The following is a 17,093-nucleotide window of genomic DNA, read 5'->3' as shown; positions in this document are numbered from 1 at the left end:
GCGAAAGGCCAAGGCAGTCGAGCAAGCTCGACTCTACGAAAGGCGAAAAGCGAAAAGCGAAGATCAGAAGCCGTCGAGCAAGCTCGACGCTACCCGTCAGCCCACCAGATCCCGCGACGGCACGACGTGCTCGCCCGGTGCCGGGGCCAGCGCGGCATCCACCAGCGCCCGGGCAATACGCTCGGCCGGGTTGATCCGCCAGGCCCGGGGCAGAACCGGATCCAACGCGCCCAGCACCTTCAGCGCGAACGCTTCGCCACGGCGCACCTGCTGGCGATGGCCGCCAATCAAGCCGGGCCGCACCAGGGTGAGCGAGGCGAAGTCCAGCGCGCGCAGGTCGCGCTCCAGCTCGCCTTTCACCCGGCTGTAGAACACCGCCGAACGCGGGTTGGCCCCGGCCGCGGAATTCAGCACGAAGGCGCGGGCGCCCTGGGTGCGGGCCGCATTGGCGAAAGCCAGCGGGTAGTCGTGGTCGATCCGGTAGAACGCCTCGCGGCTGCCGGCCTGGGCCATGGTGCTGCCCAGAGCGCAGATGACCGCGTCCACCTGCGCCCAGTCCGGGGCTTCGGGCAACACGTCGAAGGACAGCACGGGTGCGTGCAGCTTGGCATCACGCAGGTCCAGTGGCCGCCGCGTGGGGGCCACCACGGCACGGCAGCGCGGGTCGTCCAGCAGCATCGGCAGCGCCAGCCCGCCCACCAGCCCGGTCGCCCCCAGCAACATCACACGCATACCCACCCCCACTGCTGCATTCTGTGCCCCCATGCTATCCGTTCAAGCCGTGCGCGGCCGCGCCGATATGCTGGAACCAGCCCCTGCCACCCCCGGGATTCGCTCCATGACGGACCAGCCAGACCACCGCCCTGCTCCCGGCACCGCCCTTGGGCCGCCGGCGCGCGTCCGCGCGGCGGTGGACGATGGCCGGGCCGACCGGGTGGTGCTGCAGGGCGGCGGCGGCGTGGCTCTGCAGCAGCTGTTCGCCGGTGCCGATGCGCCCGAGCCGCTGCTGGCCGCCTTCGCCAACGGCATGGCCACCCTGCCCGGCGAGCTGGGCGACATGGGCGACCGCCTGCAGTCGGCCCAGGCCAGCGCTGATTGGCCGCGGTATGGCCGGGCCATGCGCCAGCTGATCGACAAGTACATCCGCACCATCGAACAGCACTCCCCCGATGGCCAGCCCGAAAGCCTGCGCCTGTCCGAACAGCTGCGGCTGCTGCTGGGCGGCGCCGTGGTGGCCCTGCTGCAGCACGACCCCGACCTGCGCGAGCAGGCCCAGGACCTGGCTGCGCGGCTGCGCCAGTGGCAGCCCGGCGTGGCGCTGGAACCCATCGAACAGGGCGTGCGCGAACTCGGCCACCAGGTGGGCGTGCGTGCGGAGAGCTGGCAGGAACAGCAGGCCCTGCTGCTGGAACTGTTCGCGCTGCTGCTGGAAAACGTCAGCGAGCTGCTGGACGACCGCAGCTGGCTGCAGGGCCAGATCACCGCCGTGCAGCAGCTGCTGACCGGCCCGCTGGACACCGAAGCGGTGGAGCGCACGCGCGCCGAGCTGCGCGAAGTGATCTACAAGCAGGGGCTGCTGCGCCAGGGTATCGATGAATCCAAGGCCGCCATGCGCGGGCTGATGGGCGAGTTCATCGAACGCATGGATGGCATGGCCGCCAGCACCGGCGAATACCACGACCGGATCGGCAGCTACGCGCTGCAGTTGCGCGAAGCGCGCAGCATTGCCGACCTGAACCAGCTGCTGCAGGACGTGATGCATGACACCGGCAAGGTGCAGCAGCAGGCCGCCCAGGCGCGCGACCATCTGGCCAGCGCCCGCGCGGAAGTGGAACGCGCCGAGCAGCGCATCAGCGAGCTGGAACAGGAACTGCGCGAGGCCGGAGACCTGGCCCGCATCGATCCGCTGACCCAGGCCCTGAACCGCCGCGGCCTGGACGAACTGCTGCAGCGCGAACTGGCCCGTGCCGCGCGCAACAACACGGCGCTGGGGCTGGCGGTGATCGATCTGGACGATTTCCACCAGACCAACGAGGCCCACGGGCACGCAGGTGGCGACGCGCTGCTGCAGCACCTTGTGTCGGTGTGCCGGCTGTTGCTGCGGGCCACCGATGGCGTGGCGCGCCTGGGCGGCGATGAGTTTGTGCTGGTGCTGCCCGATGCACAGGCCGCCGACAGCATGGCCACCGTGCAGCGGCTGCAGCGTTCACTGGCGCATCGCGTGCTGAGCGTGCGCGACCAGCGCGTGCCGGTGCATTTCAGCGCCGGGCTGGCGCAGTGGCAGCCGGGGGACGATGTGCAGAGCCTGCTGCGGCGTGCCGATGATGCGCTGTACGAGGCCAAGCGCCATGGCAAGAACCGCGTACAAGCGGGTTGATGCGATCCGCCGGGCCGCTACACGCGGAATACCCGCTCTGGTAGGTGCCAACCTTGGTTGGCACGCATGGATTCACGGGGCCGACCAAGGTCGGCCACTACCAGTGGTAGATGCCAACTACCGCCCGCGCAGCTTCTGGAAGCCGGTCACCGCGGCCAGCACGATGGCGCCCGCCACGATACCTACCACCATGTTCGCGGCGGCGCTGATCAGCCAGCCCCACTGCCCTTCCCCGCCCATCGCCTGCACCGCGTGGTGCAGCGCCGGGATGTTGTGCACCAGGATGCCGCCGCCCACCAGGAACATGGCGATGGTGCCGGCCACCGACAGGAACTTCATCAGCCACGGCGCCGAGCGCACCAGGCCGCGCCCGAACGCGGCCACCGCCCCGCCCTTGCGCGACAGGTACAGGCCCACGTCGTCCAGCTTCACGATGCCGGCCACCAGGCCGTAGACGAACACCGTCATCGCCAGCGCCACCACCGACAGGGTCAGCACCTGCTGGGTGAACGAGGCCGCGGCCACCACGCCCAGGGTCAGCACGATGATTTCGGCCGACAGGATGAAGTCGGTGCGGATCGCGCCCTTCACCTTGTCCTTTTCCCACGCCACCATGTCCACCTGTGCATCGGCCAGCGCCTTGCGGCGTTCGGCCTGGTGCTCGGCGTCCTCGTCGGAGGAATGCAGGAAGCGGTGCGCCAGCTTCTCCACGCCTTCAAAGCACAGGAAGGCGCCGCCAATCATCATCAGCGGCACGATCAGCGGCACGTTCCAGCCGCGGCTGTGCAGCCAGGCTTCCAGCGCACTGATCGCCAGCGCCGCCGGCACCAGGATCACCTTGTTCAGCAGCGAGCCCTTGGCCACGGCCCACACCACCGGCAGTTCGCGGTTGGCGTTCACGCCGGTCACCTGCTGCGCGTTCAGGGCCAGATCGTCGCCCAGCACGCCGGCGGTCTTCTTCGCGGCAACCTTGGTGAGGATCGAGACGTCGTCCAGCAGGGTGGCGATATCGTCGAGCAGGGCAAACAGACTGGCACCGGCCATGGCACTTCCAGAGAGGGAATGGACCGATTCTGACTGATCGGGGGAAACGGCGGTAGCGGGTTCACCGCGCGCCTACCGCGCTGCGGGGACACTGGGCGCGTAGCCCCTTCCGCCGGGCATGGCCCCGCGCTGCCGGGCCTGCCGTCGTCTTCGAGGAGTGTCGTTTGAGCAATCCGTCCACCGCCCCGGGCAATCCACCGCTGGTCAAGGGCATGAACCGGCGCAGCCAGATCCTGCGCCTGCTGATGCGCTATCGCCATTCCGGGGTGTTTTCCGGCATGAACCTGGATGCGGCGGGCAGCCATACCGACGTGCCGCCCGACGGCAACCCCGAACAGTTCGTCAGCGACCTGGAAGCGCTGGGCCCCACCTTCGTCAAGCTGGGCCAGATGCTGTCCACCCGCCCCGACATGGTGCCGGTGGAATTTGCCACCGCGCTGGAGCGCATGCAGGAAAAGGTCGCCGCCATTCCGGTGCAGCGCATCCACGCCATCGTCGAGCAGGAGCTGGGCGCGCCGGTGAACAAGCTGTTCGCCTCGTTCGACCCGGAACCGCTGGGCTGCGCCTCCATCGCCCAGGTCCATCGCGCCGTGCTGCACGACGGCCGCCAGGTGGCGGTCAAGGTGCAGAAGCCGGAAGTGGCCGCGCAACTGCGCTCGGACCTGGAAGCGCTGCGCAGCTTCGCCCTGGCCGCCGACCACCTGACCCAGGTGGGCCGCCGCGTGCGCCTGCGCGACTGGCTGAACGAGTTCGCCAAGACCCTGATGCAGGAACTGGATTACCACGCCGAGGCCGAAAACCTGGCGCGCTTCGGCCGTCACCTGAAGCCGTTCCGGCGCCTGTGGGTGCCGCAGCCGCTGTGGGATTTCAGCAGCCAGCGCGTGCTGACCATGGAACTGGCCACCGGCGTGCGCGTGGACGCCATTCCCGATGTGCGCCGCACCGAACAGGCAATGGACCCGCTGGCGGCCGCGCTGATCCGCGGCTACCTGGACCAGATCTTCGTGCATGGCGAAATCCATGCCGATCCGCACCCGGGCAACCTGCGCGTCACCCCGGACGGTCGCCTGGCGATCTTTGATCTGGGCATGGTGGCGCACATGCCACCGCGGCTGCGCGAGCGCCTGCTGAAGATCCTGTTCGCCGCCGTCGATGGCCGCGGCGAGGAAGTGGCCGACGATCTGATCAGCATCAGCACGCGGCTGGAAGCCTTCGACGAAGAGCGCTACCTGCGCGAGACCGGCCAGCTGATCGCGCGCTACGCAGCCAACGGCAATTTCTCCGAAGGCCGCGTGGTGCTGGACCTGGTGCGCATCGCCACCTCGTGCGGGCTGCGCACGCCGCCGGAGCTGAGCCTGCTGGGCAAGGCGCTGCTGAACCTGGAAACGGTCTGCCGCCTGCTGGCGCCGGATCTGGATACACGACGCATCGTCGAACGCCAGCTGCAGCACGTGATGCGCGCGCGCCTGAAAAAATCGCTGTCGGCGGCCAACCTGGCCAGCGAAGCGATGGAGCTGCAGCAGCTGCTGCGCGACGGGCCGCGCAAGCTTTCCGACATCATGGCGCTGCTGGCCGAGAACCGCCTGCAGATGAAGGTGACCGGGCTGGAAGAGTCGCGGTTGATGGAAAACCTGCAGAAGATCGCCAACCGCGTGGCGGCCGGCATCATCAGTGCGGCACTCATCATGGCCGCGTCGCTGATGATGAAGCTGGAGACCGGCTGGCACGTGTTCGGCTACCCCGCCATTGCCCTGCTGTTGATGCTGATCGGCGTGGTGCTGGGCCTGGGAATCGTTACCAGCGCACTGCTGTTCGATCGCCGTGCACGCGCACGCGAAGAACGCGGGCATCGCTGAAGCGGGCACTGCGTGCGCCGTCTTAATGAAATCGCGTAGCTGTTTTCACGCTGGTTTTACCAATTCGGCGCGATTTCACATCATGTAACGAACAAACATTTCAGTCAGGTTCGCGCAGGCATGATCGGGTCATCGACCTGTCATGTGTGTGTGCTTGCGGCAGCGTCGGTCGAATGGACACGCGTCGGTACGACGTCCATCACCACCACCCCGTCACTGCCGAAGCTGCCTATGCTCTGGATTCTGCTGCTGTCGCTGTTGCTGCTGGCCTGGTTGTTCCTCGCGTCCGATAAGTGGGTGTGGTGGAAGGCGGCCTTGTTCTCGCTGCTGCTGCTGTCGCTCAGTGCCTGGTGGCTGATCGACAAGCTGTCCGGCGATGGCCTCAATGCCGCCACCCTGTACCATCTGGGTGCGGACATGGAAGGCGCCGGCGTCGCGGACTTCAAGGGCTACATCGCCGGCTTCGTGGTGCTGGCACTGGTCTCGCTGCTGCCGCTGCTGGCGACCCGGGTGAAGCGCTTCCGCCGCCACGGCCGCGGTGCAGCGTGGTTCGCAGGCTTTGCCGTGGTGTGGATGGCAACGATCTTCGTCAGCCCGCTGGCGCGCGATGGGCAGCGCCTGTACCAGCAGTTGCGCCCGGTCGATTTCGCACGCATCGCCCCCGAATACCAGGTGCCCACGCAGCCGCTGCAACGCCCGCGCAACGTGGTGTGGATCTATGGCGAGAGCCTGGAACGCACCTATCTGGACGAGAACGTGTTCCCGGGCCTGATGCCCAACATCAATCGCCTGGCCAGCCAAGCGTTGGATGTGCGCGGCCTGGCCTCGGCCGAAGGCAGCGGCTGGACCATTGCTGGCCTGGTGTCGTCGATGTGCGGCGTGCCGCTGACCACCTCGCCGGGCGATGAGAACAGCATGGACCGCATGGGCAGCTTCCTGCCCAAGGCCGTGTGCCTGGGCGATTACCTGAAGCAGCAGGGTTACACCAACCACTACCTGGGGGGTGCCAACGGCCGCTTCGCCGGCAAGGGCCAGTTCCTGGCCAGCCACGGCTTCGACGAAGTGCACGATCTGGACTGGTTCAAGCAGCAGAAGAAGATCGGCCGCGTGCATTACTCGCCGTGGGGCGTGCATGACGATGTGCTGCTGGATACCGCCTACCAGCGCTTCGAACAGCTCTCGCGCAAGGGCGAGCCGTTCATGCTGACCACGCTGACCATGGATACCCATCACCCGGCCGGGCACCTGCCGGTGGCCTGCAAGGGCCAGCGTTACCAGAGCCAGTACGGCAACATCAACATGCTCAATGCGCTGAAGTGCAGCGATCGGTTGATCTCGCAGCTGGTGCAGCGCATCCAGGCCAGCCCGTATGGAAAGGACACGCTGATCGTGATCGCCTCCGATCACCTGGCCATGCCCAATGACCTGAGCCACATCCTGACCCGGCAGAAGCGCGAGAACCTGCTGCTGTTCCTGGGCGATGGCATTGCCCCGCGCCAGCTGGCCACCGACGCCGGCACCACGCTGGATTCGGGCGCCACCCTGCTCAGCCTGCTGGACCCGAACCTGAAGACCATGGGCTTTGGCCGCTCGCTGATCGACACCGAGCGTGCGCCGAGCGCCAGCGTGGCCACCCGCCGCGATGGCGGCCGCGACTACCCGCAGTACCTGGCCTTCGCCCGTTCGCTGTGGCTGGGCGAGCCCACCCGCGAACTGAAGATCGATGGCGATGACCAGGTAGTGGTGGGCCTGCAGCAGGTGCAGCCGCCGGTGCTGCTGGAGTACGACAAGGATTGGGCGTTGAAGTCGGTGTATCTGGAAAACACCTCGCGCCAGTTCGACGATGCCGACCCGGACAACACGCTGGCCTACGTGGACCGCTGCACGGCATTCGAGGACGGTTCGGCCGACGGCGACTGGTGCGCGCTGCTGGTGAACCGCGACAACGGCATCAAGCTGTACCGCGACGACGATCTGCGCGGTGGCATTGCCGTGGACGCGCCGCTGGACGCCTTCCAGGGCCCGCGCCCGAGCGTGCGCCAGGCGCACATGATCACCCAGAAGGGCCGCCGCACCCGCGCAGGGCAGTACATGCTGCAGCTGGTGGCGAGCACGCGCCCGGACCGCGGTTTCTGGATCGAAGCGGTGTCGTCGCAGCGCAAGGTGGTGCTGGCCCAGCAGTGGGTGCAGCCCGATGCCGACGGCAAGATCAACGTCTCCTTCGGCCTGGACCACGAAGTGGACGATCTGGAGATCCGCGCGTGGTTGAACCATGCCGAGAAACTGGCCGTGGATACCTTCGCCCTGGTGCCCTCGCGCGGCAGACCCCGGGGATAAGGGGGCTTCGGCAGGGCTGCGCCCTGCACCTGCTCGATGCAACGGCAACGGCAACGTCAAAAGCGGGTATTGCGTGGGGTGGCGGGGCGGTGTGGGCTTGCAGGACACGCCGCAAGTACGTCCCTGTAGGCTCGTAGGCGCCATCCATGGCGCCTGCGGTCCTGCAAGCCCACACCGCCCCACCTCTGACAGTGCCCCGCGGCTGTAGGTAGGTGTCGACCTTGGTCGACACATCTGTCAGAAATCGAAATTCATCTGGGGTCAGAGCCCGTTGCGCAGCAACGGGATCCGACCCCGGTGCGTTCCGACAGATCGCGGCCAACTGTCGAAGGCGGGGTGGGTCCGGTTGCGGGGGTGTCCGCAACCGGACCCACCCCGCCAACCCACGGAATGTGCGCTGTTGCTGTTGCTTCAGTCGAGCAAGCTCGACTCTACAGCGGGTGCAGGGCTGCAAGCCCTGCAAACAAGAACGCCCCTACTCCGCTGGGGTGTCGCGTACCAGGTGGATGTCGGTCGGGGTGGACAGCGGAATATCCCGTTCGGCCAGGATCTGCAGCAGGCTGAAATACAGATCGCTGCGCGTGCCATACACCTGCCGCGGGCTGGCCACGTAGGCGAAGCTGTTGAACGTGATCTGCCCGCCGGCAATGCTGTCGATGTACACCGACGGCGCCGGCTGCTGCAGCACCGATTGGTGCGCACCATAGGCGTCCAGCAGCGCCTGCCGCAGGCCCGCCACATCGGTACTGGTGGGCACCGCGAACTGGATCTGGATGCGGCCCTGGTTGTTGCCCATCGTCATGTTGCGGATCGTCTTGGTGATCAACTCCGAATTCGGCACGATCAGCGTGGACTTGTCGCCCACCTGGATCTCGGTCGAACGCACGTTGATGCGGCGGATATCGCCCTCCTGGTCCCCCAGCTTCACCCAGTCGCCAATCTTCACCGGCCGCTCGGCCAGCAGGATCAGACCGGACACGAAGTTCTGGATGATCGCCTGCAGGCCAAAACCAATACCCACCGACAGCGCGCTGACCAGCAGCGCCAGGTTCTTCAGGTTCAGGCCCATCGCGGTCAGCGCCCACAGGCCCACCAGGATGATGCCCACGTAACCGGCAATCGTGCTGATCGAATTGCGCGCGCCCAGGTCCAGCTCGGTCTTGGGCAGGTAGGTGTCGGTCAGCCAGCGCTGCATCAGCTGGGTCAACCCCATGCCCACCAGCAGCACCAGCACACCGGTGATGATGCGGCCCGGCTGCAGCGTCAGGTCCTTGTTGATCACGATGCCGTTGGCCAGCGAACCGATGCGCTCGACGATCGAACCGATGTTGCCGAACGGCGCCGCCAGCGCCAGCAGCGCGATCAGCACCACCAGGGTGCGCAGCATCGCAGACAGCAGCACGCCGGCCTGTTCCAGCCGCGACACACTCAGGCCGGTGCTGAGCAGGATGGTCTGGCCCACTTTGCTGTCGGCATTCAGCAGCCACGTGCAGAAGTCATCGACGAACTTGAACAGCAACATGGCGGCCATCACCACGATGGTGCCGCCGATCAGTTGCTGGTTCACGAACTTGGCGAAGTTCACGTAGCCCAGCAGGGTGGCGATGATCGCGGCCACCACCGCCGCATTGCCAGCCACGCGGGCCAGCACCAGCCAACTGCCGCGCCGCACCGGCGTGGCCACGGTCTGCCCGTCGGCCTGCGCTTCCAGCTTCGCTTCGGCCTCGGCGGTCTGCCGCCGGTGCAGCCGCGCCAGGGTCACCAGCATGGCCATGATCAGGCCCAGGTAGGTCAGGGCGATCACACCGTCCAGCGCAACGGTGGTTACATCGCTGGTGCGCGTGGCACGGTCGATGGCCACCAGCACCGTGCTCAGCCAGGCCAGCGCCGCGGCGCCCCAGGCGTACTTGCGCAGCTTCAGCGCCGCGGTGTCATCCAGGTTCAACAAACGCCACGAGGGGCGTGTGGGCACCAGCAGGCAGGCACTGAGTGCGGCGATGAAGGCCGCAGCGAAGGTGGCGTGCTGCACGCCTTCGGCCACGGTCTGCAGGCGCGGAGCGATGGCGCCGATAGCATTGAGCGAGGCAATGAACACCGCCACCGCGTATCCCGGCAGCAGGGTGCCCACCAGCAGCAGCCACATGGCCAGGCCGGAACGGCGCAGCCGCCCATCAGGGGCGCGTTCGGACGCGGCGAAACGCCGGCCCAGCGCGCGCAGCCACAGGCGCAGCGGAAACATCATCACCACCGCGGCCAGCAGGCCCAGCAGGGGCGTGCTCCAGCCTTCCTTGCGCAGGGCAGCGGCCAGGGTATCGCGGCCCTGTTCGGCCAGCGGCATCACCCGGGCAACATCGATCGGCAGCTGCTTGGCGACCTTGCGCCACAGCGAGGGCGCGAGCGGCGAATCCACCTTCTGGCCCAGTTCCTCGGTGCGCTGCGCGGTGCGCTGCTTGTCGATATCGGCGGCCAACTGCCCCGCCCGCACGGCGCTGGCCTTGGCCTGGGCGATGGACGCAGCGAGCGCATCGCGCTGGCGGGTCAGGTTGCGGCGCTGTGCGGCCAGCTCGGGCAGTTCGGTGGTGCCGTCGGGCACCGGGCCAAGCTGGGTCAGCTGCTCGTCCAGCTGGTCCTTCTGCGGCTGCAGGCTCTTGTCCAGCGCCTCGGCATCGCGACGCGCCTGCGACGCGGTTTCGGACAGCATTGCCAGCGTTTCGATGGCGTCGGCGGCATCGCGCTTGCGCTCCACATCCTTCAGGCTGGCTTCGATGTTGGCCAGCTGCTGCTTCGGCGTGGGGTCGTCATCCTGGGCCAGCACCGGCGCAGCCAGCAGCAGCGCACCACACAGCAGCAGCAACAGCGACGGGCCACGTTTCAGGATCGTTCGGAAGAAGGAAAGCAAGCCAGCCACACCGGTTCGCGCGGACCACCGCGCCTGCGCGCGACTATACGGCACGGGGGGTAACGCCTGCGTAGAGTCGAGCCTGCTCGACTAACGGGATGGTTGGCACCGCGCGAAGAGCAGTCGAGCAAGCTCGACTGTACCGCCCCGCGCAGCCCGCCCCTTCGTAGAGTCGAGCTTGCTCGACTGTCGGGGTGTTCGGCGCCGCGCCTTCAGTACTTCAACCGCAGCTCTTCCACCTGCGGCTGCTGCGCGGCATACCAGTCCTGGAACTCTTCTTCGGTGATCTCATCGGGCGCGTACACCGCGATCGGGTGCCAAGGGTGGTCGGTAGGCAGCGGCTGCCGCGGGCCCGCACGCAGGCTGTAGCTCACGCCCTGGTAGTCCACCAGATCATCGACCTGCGGCCACTGCTCGCGCGCGAACGCGGTTTCACTCTTCAACAGAATCACCTGGTACATCGGCACCTCCACGGCCTTGAAATCGAAAAAACAACCGGCGCTGGCCGCAGCATACCGCCGTGGCCGGCAACCCACCTGCACCGCCACGGCGACGCAATGTTCTGGACACCACCCTCGCCCCGGCTTCACCCGGCCGTGGCAGCCGCGTCGGCAAGGTGGGGAACCGCTCGCAACCCCGCACGACCATGACCGACCTGGCCCCGCTGAAGACCGTCACCGACCTCAAGCTGCCCCGCTACCTGGGCACCTGGTACGAGATCGCCCGCCTGCCCATGCGCCACGAGCCGGACGGCTGCACCGATGTCTCGGCGCACTACCGCCTGCTGGACAACGGCAACGTGGGGGTGACCAACCGCTGCCGCATGGACGGCGAGGTGGAAGAAGCCACCGGTGAGGCCTGCGCCGTGGACAACGACAGCGCGCGCCTGGAGGTCAGCTTCCTGCCCAAGGGCCTGCGCTGGCTGCCGTTCGCCAAGGGCGACTATTGGGTCATCCAGGTCGCCCCGGACTACAGCGTCGCCCTGGTCGGCAGCCCCGACCGCAACTACCTGTGGCTGTTGTCCCGCCAGCCGCAGCTCGATGCCACCGTGCGCGACCATTATCTGGCCACCGCGCAGCAGCAGGGCTTCGATCTGTCCGAACTGATCCACACCCCGCACACCGGTCACCCCACTGCCTGAGCCCCGGCCTCCATGGACCTGAAGAGTGGCTACCCGTGGTGGGCCGTGCGCAACGGCCTGCTGCATGCGTTCCCGCCGCTGCAGCAGGACCTGCAATGCGATGTGTTGGTAGTGGGCGGCGGCGTGACCGGTGCGCTGATCGCCGATGAACTGTGCGGCCACGGACACGATGTGGCCGTGATCGAACAGCGCGACATCGGCTGGGGCAGCACCTCGGCCAGCACCGCGCTGCTGCAGTACGAGATCGATACCCATCTGCTGGAACTGGCCGAGCAGTACGGTGCGGACGCGGCCACCCTGGCCTACCGGGCCTGTGCCGAAGCGCTGCCTGCCCTGCGCGACGCCGCCCGCGGCCTGCGTGGCGTGGATTTCCAGCGCATGGGCAGCCTGTACCTGGCCAGCCGCAGCCGCGACGTGCCACGCCTGATGGCCGAGGGCGATGCACGCCGCAGCGCCGGCCTGGATGCCCGCTGGCAGACCCCGCAGCGCCTGCGCGAGCAGTTCGGGGTGGACGCCGGGGGCGGCCTGCTGACCCGGCAGGCCGCGCGGGTCGATCCTTACGCACTGACCTATGGGCTGCTGCAGCGCCTGCAGCGGCGCGGCTGCGGTGTGTATGACCGCACCGTGCTGGAGGCCCTGCAGCCCGGCCCGCGCGGCGTGACCGCGCGCACCGCCGCGGGCGCGGTCATCAAGGCGCGCCATGTGGTGCTGGCCATGGGCTACGCCACCCAGCACTGGCTGAAGCCACGGGTGGCGCGCAACCGCAGCAGCTACGCCTTCATCACCGACCCCATCGATGCGCAGGTGCTGGGGCCCCTGCAGCAGACCATGGTGTGGGAAAGCGCGCGGCCGTATCTGTACCTGCGTGCCACCGGCGAAGGGCGCCTGCTGGTGGGTGGGCTGGACGATGCCATCGACGTGCCTGCGCGCCGCGACCGCCGCGTGCAGGGCAAGGCCAGGCAGCTGATGAAGCAGCTGCTGCACTGGTTCCCCCAGCTGCAGCCCACCCCGGCCTTCTCGTGGGCGGGTACGTTCGCCGAAACGGCCGACGGCCTGCCGTTCTTCGGCCCGCACGCGCAGTGGGGGCCACGGGTGCATTTCGCCATGGCCTACGGTGGTAACGGCATTACCTATTCGATGATAGGCGCCGGGTTGCTGCGCGCCGGGGTGGAGCGGCGGCGGCACCCGCTGCAGGGCCTGTTCGGGTTCGAACGGCTGGCGTGACGCCCGCCTTTCGTAGAGTCGAGCTTGCTCGACTGCTTCTGCCAAGGGCAGTCGAGCATGGCTCGACTCTACAACGGCGGCGGTCGCTCGACTCTACGGGGCGGCTACAGGCATCATTCAAGCAACGCCTGCTAGCGTCGGCCTGTACCGCCGCGTGTTGCGCGGCCCCTTGCGTTGGAGCGTCGTGATGATCCGCCCCCTGTCCCTGCTGCTGTGCCTGGCCGCCCTACCGGGCGCCGCGCTTGCCCAGTCCGCTGCCGGCGCCACCGCGCCGCAGGCCTCGGGCCTGGACCTGTCGGTGCCGCAGGCGCCGATGCGCTATCTGAACGACCCGTCCCTGCCGCAGGACCCGCCCGGCACCTATTACGGTGACAAGAGCGGCCCGCGCGTACACGACGATGCGAAGATCGCCGATGTGCAGGACGACAAGCTGAAGGTGTCCGGCAGCTTCACCACCGGCATCGGCTATTCGAAGAATGGCGGCAACAGCCACTACAACGCCGCCACCCTGAACCTGAGCAAGAACTACACCACCGATGAGGGCAAGACCCACGGGGTCAACGTCAACATCCATGTAAGCGAAGGCAAGGGACCGGGTTTCTTCGGTCCCTATGGCGGCGGTTACTACGGCGGGGGCCCGGGCTACTGGGATTACCCGCCGCTGTACGGCTGGTAAGCGGATGACCCGGCAGGTGTCGACCTGGGTCGACACGCTCTGCCGACCAAGGTCGGCAGCTACCAAAGCCGATTGCCCGGTAGGTGTCGACCTTGGTCGACACGCTCTGCCGACCAAGGTCGGCATCTACCAACGCTCGGTCAATCCAGCCAGCCATCGCGCTCGCTGTGCAGGATGCGGCCGTCGTAACCGCTCAGGCGCACTTCCACCTTCTGGTTGCGGGCGTTACGCGCTTCCAGCGACCAGGTCGCGCCATCACGTTCCAGCGAATGGATCTCGCGCAGGCCCTGCGCCTGTGCCTTGGCCAGCACCTGTTCGGTGCCCAGCAGCGCACGGCCGTTGTGCTCATCGAAGATTTCGCCGGTCTTGGCATCCACGTAGACTTCGCTGAAACGGCCATCGGCACGGCTCACGTCGGCTTCCCACAGGCCGTCATCACGCTCGATCTCGTGAATCTGGGTGTAGCCAGCCTTGCGCAGGGTCTGTTCAACCTGGGCGATGCCCAGCGGGGCAGCCTGCGCGGCGGGGGCCAGGGCGAGTGCGGCCACGGTGGCCAGGGTGAGGGACTTCAGCATGGGGGTTCTCCTGTTGGGGCCGGACCAGCCCGGCAACATCAGCTTGCCCACGCCGCCTAACAGCCCCTTAGCCGCGCCTGTTAGTCGATGGTTAGCCAGCGCTGGCACACTCGCGCCATCCTCCTCCACATGTCGCATTTGGCCTTGAACGTCTTCCCCGCCCTGTCCCTGCTGCTGGCCCTGGCCAGCGCCCCCGTTGCCGCCGGGCCCAGCCAGGACCCGGAACAGCAGGTGGCGCGCCGCGCGGTGCAGCAGGGTCGCTACGTGCCGCTGGAAAGCGTGGTGCGCGATGCGCTGAAGCGCCATGCGGGGCAACTGCTGGAAGTGGAGCTGGACGACGGCGTGTACGAGGTCGAGATCCTGCGTGCCGACGGCGTGGTGGTGGAGCTGGACTATGATGCGCGCACCGGCAAGCTGCTGAAGACGGAGCTGGACGACTGATGCGCATCCTGCTGGCCGAGGACGACGAGGCGCTCGCACAGCGCCTGCAGCCGCTGCTGGAGCAGGCCGGCTACGTGGTGCAGGCGGTGGCCGATGGCCGCCAGGCCGAAGAGATCGGCCAGGTGGACGATATCCAGGCCGCCATCGTCGATCTGGGCCTGCCCGGCCTGGACGGCCTGAGCGTGATCGAGCGCTGGCGCAGCAATGGCCGCACGTTCCCGGTGCTGGTGCTGACCGCACGCGGGCGCTGGCACGACAAGCTGGCCGGTTTCGACGCCGGTGCCGATGACTACCTGACCAAACCCTTCCAGGCCGACGAACTGGTCCTGCGCCTGCGCGCTCTGATCCGCCGCAGCCATGGCCACGCCAGCCCGCGCCTGCAATGCGGCCCACTGCAGCTGGACGTCAATGCCGGGCGCTTCGAGCTGGACGGCGCCGCGCTGGCGCTCAGCCCGCAGGAATTCCGCCTGCTGAGCTGCTTCATCCACCACAGCGGCCAGGTGATCGGCCGTGATCGCCTGGGCGAACACGTGTTCGACGGCGGGCTGGACCCCGATTCCAACGCGCTGGACGTGCTGCTGGGTCGGGTGCGGCGCAAGCTGGGGGTAGACCTGATCCAGACCGTGCGCGGCCAGGGCTGGCGGCTGGCGCCACCATGAGCGGGCAACCCTCGCTGCGCCGCCGCCTGCTGCTGGCCGGTGGCGTGGGCCTGCTGCTGGTCTCGGTGCTGGCCAGCGCGCTGCTGGGCGAGCTGTACCAGCGCAGCGCGCGCGACCGCCTGGACCAGGAACTGCAGCAGGACATGCTGACCCTGCTGTCGCAGGCAGAAATCGGCGCCGACGGCCAACTGCACCTGCGCCAGGAACCCAACGATGCGCGCTTCCAGCGGGTGTTTTCCGGTGCCTACTGGCAGGTGGCCGATGAAGCCGGCAAGGTGCTGCTGCAGTCGCGTTCGTTGTGGGATGAAACGCTGCCGGTTTCCGCCACAGGCCCGGCCACGCGCGACCTGCCCGGGCCCTTGCAGCAGTCGCTGCGCGCGCGCGTGCAGCAGGTGCGCCTGCCGCGCGCCCGTGGCCCATACCTGGCCGTGGTGGCCACTGATCGCAGTGCACTGGATGCCGACGTGGCGACGTTCCGCCAGCGCACCGCCATCGCGCTGGCCATCCTGGTGGCGGCGTGGCTGGCCGTGCTGGCCAGCCAGGTGCACTTCGGCCTGCGCCCGCTGCAGCGTCTGGGCGCACAGTTGGAACGCGTGCGCCGCGGTGAGGCACAGCAGATCGATAGCACCGGCCTGGGTGCGGAAATCGCGCCGCTGGGCGAAGAACTCAACACCCTGCTGGACCACCAGCAGCGCATGGTGGCGCGCGCGCGCACCAGCGCACAGGATCTGGCACACGCGCTGAAGACACCGCTGAGCGTGCTGGCGGCCGAAGCGGACGGCGACGGCCACGATTGGCGCGACACCCTGCGCGAACAGGGCGCACGCATGCAGGCCAGCGTGGACCGCTACCTGGCCGCGGGCATCAGTGCCGACCACCGCCAACGCACTGAGGTGGCACCGGTGGTGCAGGCGCTGTGTGGCCTGATGACACGCGTGCACGGCGAACGGGGTGTGGTCTTCGTTGCCGAGGCGATGGCACCGGCACTGCGCTTCGCCGGCGCGGGCGAAGACCTGGAAGAAATGCTGGGCAACCTGCTGGACAACGCGGGCAAGTGGGCCACGCAGCAGGTGCGCGTTACCGCAGTGGCCGAAGACGGGCAACTGCGCATCGACGTACGCGACGACGGCCCGGGCTTGGCCGCCGAGGCGCTGGCGCGGGTGACCGAGCGCGGCGTGCGCCTGGATGAGCGCGCCGGCAGCAGCGGCCTGGGGCTGGCGATCGTGGGCGATATTGCCGCCAGTTATGGCGGACGTTTGGCGTTGCAGAACGCAGAGCCGGGGTTGCGGGCCACGTTGTGGTTGCCGGCGGGGTGACACCCCGCCGCGCCCGTGCCCGGTAGGTGTCGACCTTGGTCGACACACCATGCCGACCAAGGTCGGCATCTACCAAAGCAGCGCAATGGCCCGGCCCACGATCGGTAGGTGTCGACCGTGGTCGACACGCCATGCCGACCAAGGTCGGCATCTACCAAAGCAATGCGACGGCCCCGCCCACGCATGGAACCGCGTTGGCCGTCAGCGGTGGTGCATCCACCAGCAATCAATGGCGTCCAGCACGATGTGGATCACCAGCCCAATGCCCACCAGCCGGGTTTTCTTCGGCACGCACAGGCCTGCATAGACGGCGATGGCCGGTGCGGTGTGCAGTGGGTGGAAACCGATGCTGCAGCGGTTCGGCGCGTAGATCGGGTCGGCCAGCAGATGGTCCAGGTCGATGATCCAGCCCAGCAGCATCAGCAGCCACGCCGACGCAAAACGCTTGCGCCAGAACAGCCATGCCAGCAGGGCTGGCACGGCGGCATGCAGGAACAGATGGAAGATCGCGCGCGCGCTCATCAGGACAGGTAGCGCCGGGCCAGGCC

The 17,093-nt window shown here is 67.9% G+C and carries 15 protein-coding genes; 9 read left to right on the top strand and 6 right to left on the bottom strand.

Features of this window, described 5'->3' with window-relative positions; genetic code table 11:
* Positions 1-96 precede the first annotated feature (96 nt).
* Positions 97-732: an NAD(P)H-binding protein gene (locus tag RTY46_RS04750; RefSeq protein ID WP_312706916.1), complete on the bottom strand. Its 636-nt coding sequence runs from the start codon at positions 730-732 to the stop codon at positions 97-99.
* Between the two features lie 106 nt (positions 733-838).
* Here RTY46_RS04750 and RTY46_RS04745 point away from each other — a divergent pair, with 106 nt between their 5' ends.
* Entirely contained in the window at positions 839-2,377 is a 1,539-nt protein-coding gene (locus RTY46_RS04745; protein WP_312706914.1) for a diguanylate cyclase, read from the top strand.
* Between the two features lie 117 nt (positions 2,378-2,494).
* Here RTY46_RS04745 and RTY46_RS04740 read toward each other — a convergent pair whose 3' ends face one another.
* The gene (locus tag RTY46_RS04740; RefSeq protein ID WP_312706913.1) at positions 2,495-3,421 is read right to left on the bottom strand and encodes a DUF808 domain-containing protein; all 927 of its coding nucleotides are present in this window, start codon (positions 3,419-3,421) and stop codon (positions 2,495-2,497) included.
* Positions 3,422-3,633: 212 nt separating this feature from the next.
* Between RTY46_RS04740 and RTY46_RS04735 the strand changes: the two genes are divergently transcribed.
* Together RTY46_RS04735 and RTY46_RS04730 are read left to right on the top strand one after the other, a co-directional pair.
* Entirely contained in the window at positions 3,634-5,277 is a 1,644-nt protein-coding gene (locus RTY46_RS04735) for an AarF/UbiB family protein (RefSeq protein ID WP_312707048.1), read from the top strand.
* A 231-nt stretch (positions 5,278-5,508) separates the two neighbouring features.
* A complete protein-coding gene (locus RTY46_RS04730) occupies positions 5,509-7,614 on the top strand; it encodes a phosphoglycerol transferase I (RefSeq protein WP_312706912.1) in 2,106 nt (701 codons plus the stop codon).
* A gap of 475 nt (positions 7,615-8,089) precedes the next feature.
* On the opposite strand, the gene RTY46_RS04725 is transcribed toward RTY46_RS04730, so the two are convergent.
* Together RTY46_RS04725 and RTY46_RS04720 are read right to left on the bottom strand one after the other, a co-directional pair.
* The gene (locus RTY46_RS04725; protein ID WP_312706911.1) at positions 8,090-10,522 is read right to left on the bottom strand and encodes a DUF3772 domain-containing protein; all 2,433 of its coding nucleotides are present in this window, start codon (positions 10,520-10,522) and stop codon (positions 8,090-8,092) included.
* 203 nt (positions 10,523-10,725) lie between these two features.
* The gene (locus RTY46_RS04720; RefSeq protein WP_108751125.1) at positions 10,726-10,974 is read right to left on the bottom strand and encodes a hypothetical protein; all 249 of its coding nucleotides are present in this window, start codon (positions 10,972-10,974) and stop codon (positions 10,726-10,728) included.
* 185 nt (positions 10,975-11,159) lie between these two features.
* Between RTY46_RS04720 and RTY46_RS04715 the strand changes: the two genes are divergently transcribed.
* From RTY46_RS04715 to RTY46_RS04705, 3 genes are all read left to right on the top strand, one after another.
* Complete coding sequence (locus RTY46_RS04715) at positions 11,160-11,654, top strand: lipocalin family protein (RefSeq protein WP_312706910.1); 495 nt, start codon at positions 11,160-11,162, stop codon at positions 11,652-11,654.
* Between the two features lie 12 nt (positions 11,655-11,666).
* Positions 11,667-12,878 (top strand): FAD-dependent oxidoreductase, encoded by a 1,212-nt coding sequence (locus tag RTY46_RS04710; protein WP_312706909.1) that lies wholly within the window; start codon positions 11,667-11,669, stop codon positions 12,876-12,878.
* Between the two features lie 187 nt (positions 12,879-13,065).
* Positions 13,066-13,554: a hypothetical protein gene (locus RTY46_RS04705; RefSeq protein ID WP_312706908.1), complete on the top strand. Its 489-nt coding sequence runs from the start codon at positions 13,066-13,068 to the stop codon at positions 13,552-13,554.
* A gap of 140 nt (positions 13,555-13,694) precedes the next feature.
* Here RTY46_RS04705 and RTY46_RS04700 read toward each other — a convergent pair whose 3' ends face one another.
* On the bottom strand, positions 13,695-14,129 hold the full coding sequence (locus RTY46_RS04700; protein ID WP_312706906.1) for a PepSY domain-containing protein: 435 nt from the start codon (positions 14,127-14,129) through the stop codon (positions 13,695-13,697).
* Between the two features lie 144 nt (positions 14,130-14,273).
* Here RTY46_RS04700 and RTY46_RS04695 point away from each other — a divergent pair, with 144 nt between their 5' ends.
* The 3 genes from RTY46_RS04695 to RTY46_RS04685 are packed head-to-tail and all read left to right on the top strand — an operon-like array spanning position 14,274 to position 16,545.
* A complete protein-coding gene (locus tag RTY46_RS04695; protein WP_234412201.1) occupies positions 14,274-14,570 on the top strand; it encodes a PepSY domain-containing protein in 297 nt (98 codons plus the stop codon).
* Positions 14,570-15,229 carry a response regulator transcription factor gene (locus RTY46_RS04690; protein ID WP_312706904.1) on the top strand — a complete coding sequence of 220 codons (660 nt, stop codon included), beginning with the start codon at positions 14,570-14,572 and terminating at the stop codon, positions 15,227-15,229. Before RTY46_RS04695 ends, RTY46_RS04690 begins: the two co-directional genes overlap by 1 nt.
* Complete coding sequence (locus RTY46_RS04685; protein ID WP_312706902.1) at positions 15,226-16,545, top strand: sensor histidine kinase; 1,320 nt, start codon at positions 15,226-15,228, stop codon at positions 16,543-16,545. The genes RTY46_RS04690 and RTY46_RS04685 overlap by 4 nt, the downstream gene beginning before the upstream one ends.
* A gap of 201 nt (positions 16,546-16,746) precedes the next feature.
* On the opposite strand, the gene RTY46_RS04680 is transcribed toward RTY46_RS04685, so the two are convergent.
* On the bottom strand, positions 16,747-17,067 hold the full coding sequence (locus tag RTY46_RS04680) for a DUF6122 family protein (protein ID WP_065174355.1): 321 nt from the start codon (positions 17,065-17,067) through the stop codon (positions 16,747-16,749).
* Between the last annotated feature and the right edge of the window lie 26 nt (positions 17,068-17,093).

This window comes from Stenotrophomonas sp. (assembly GCF_032056425.1).
Classification (GTDB): Bacteria; Pseudomonadota; Gammaproteobacteria; order Xanthomonadales; family Xanthomonadaceae; genus Stenotrophomonas.
Note: the sequence above shows the minus strand (reverse complement) of the source record. Positions and strands in the feature narration are given on the sequence as shown.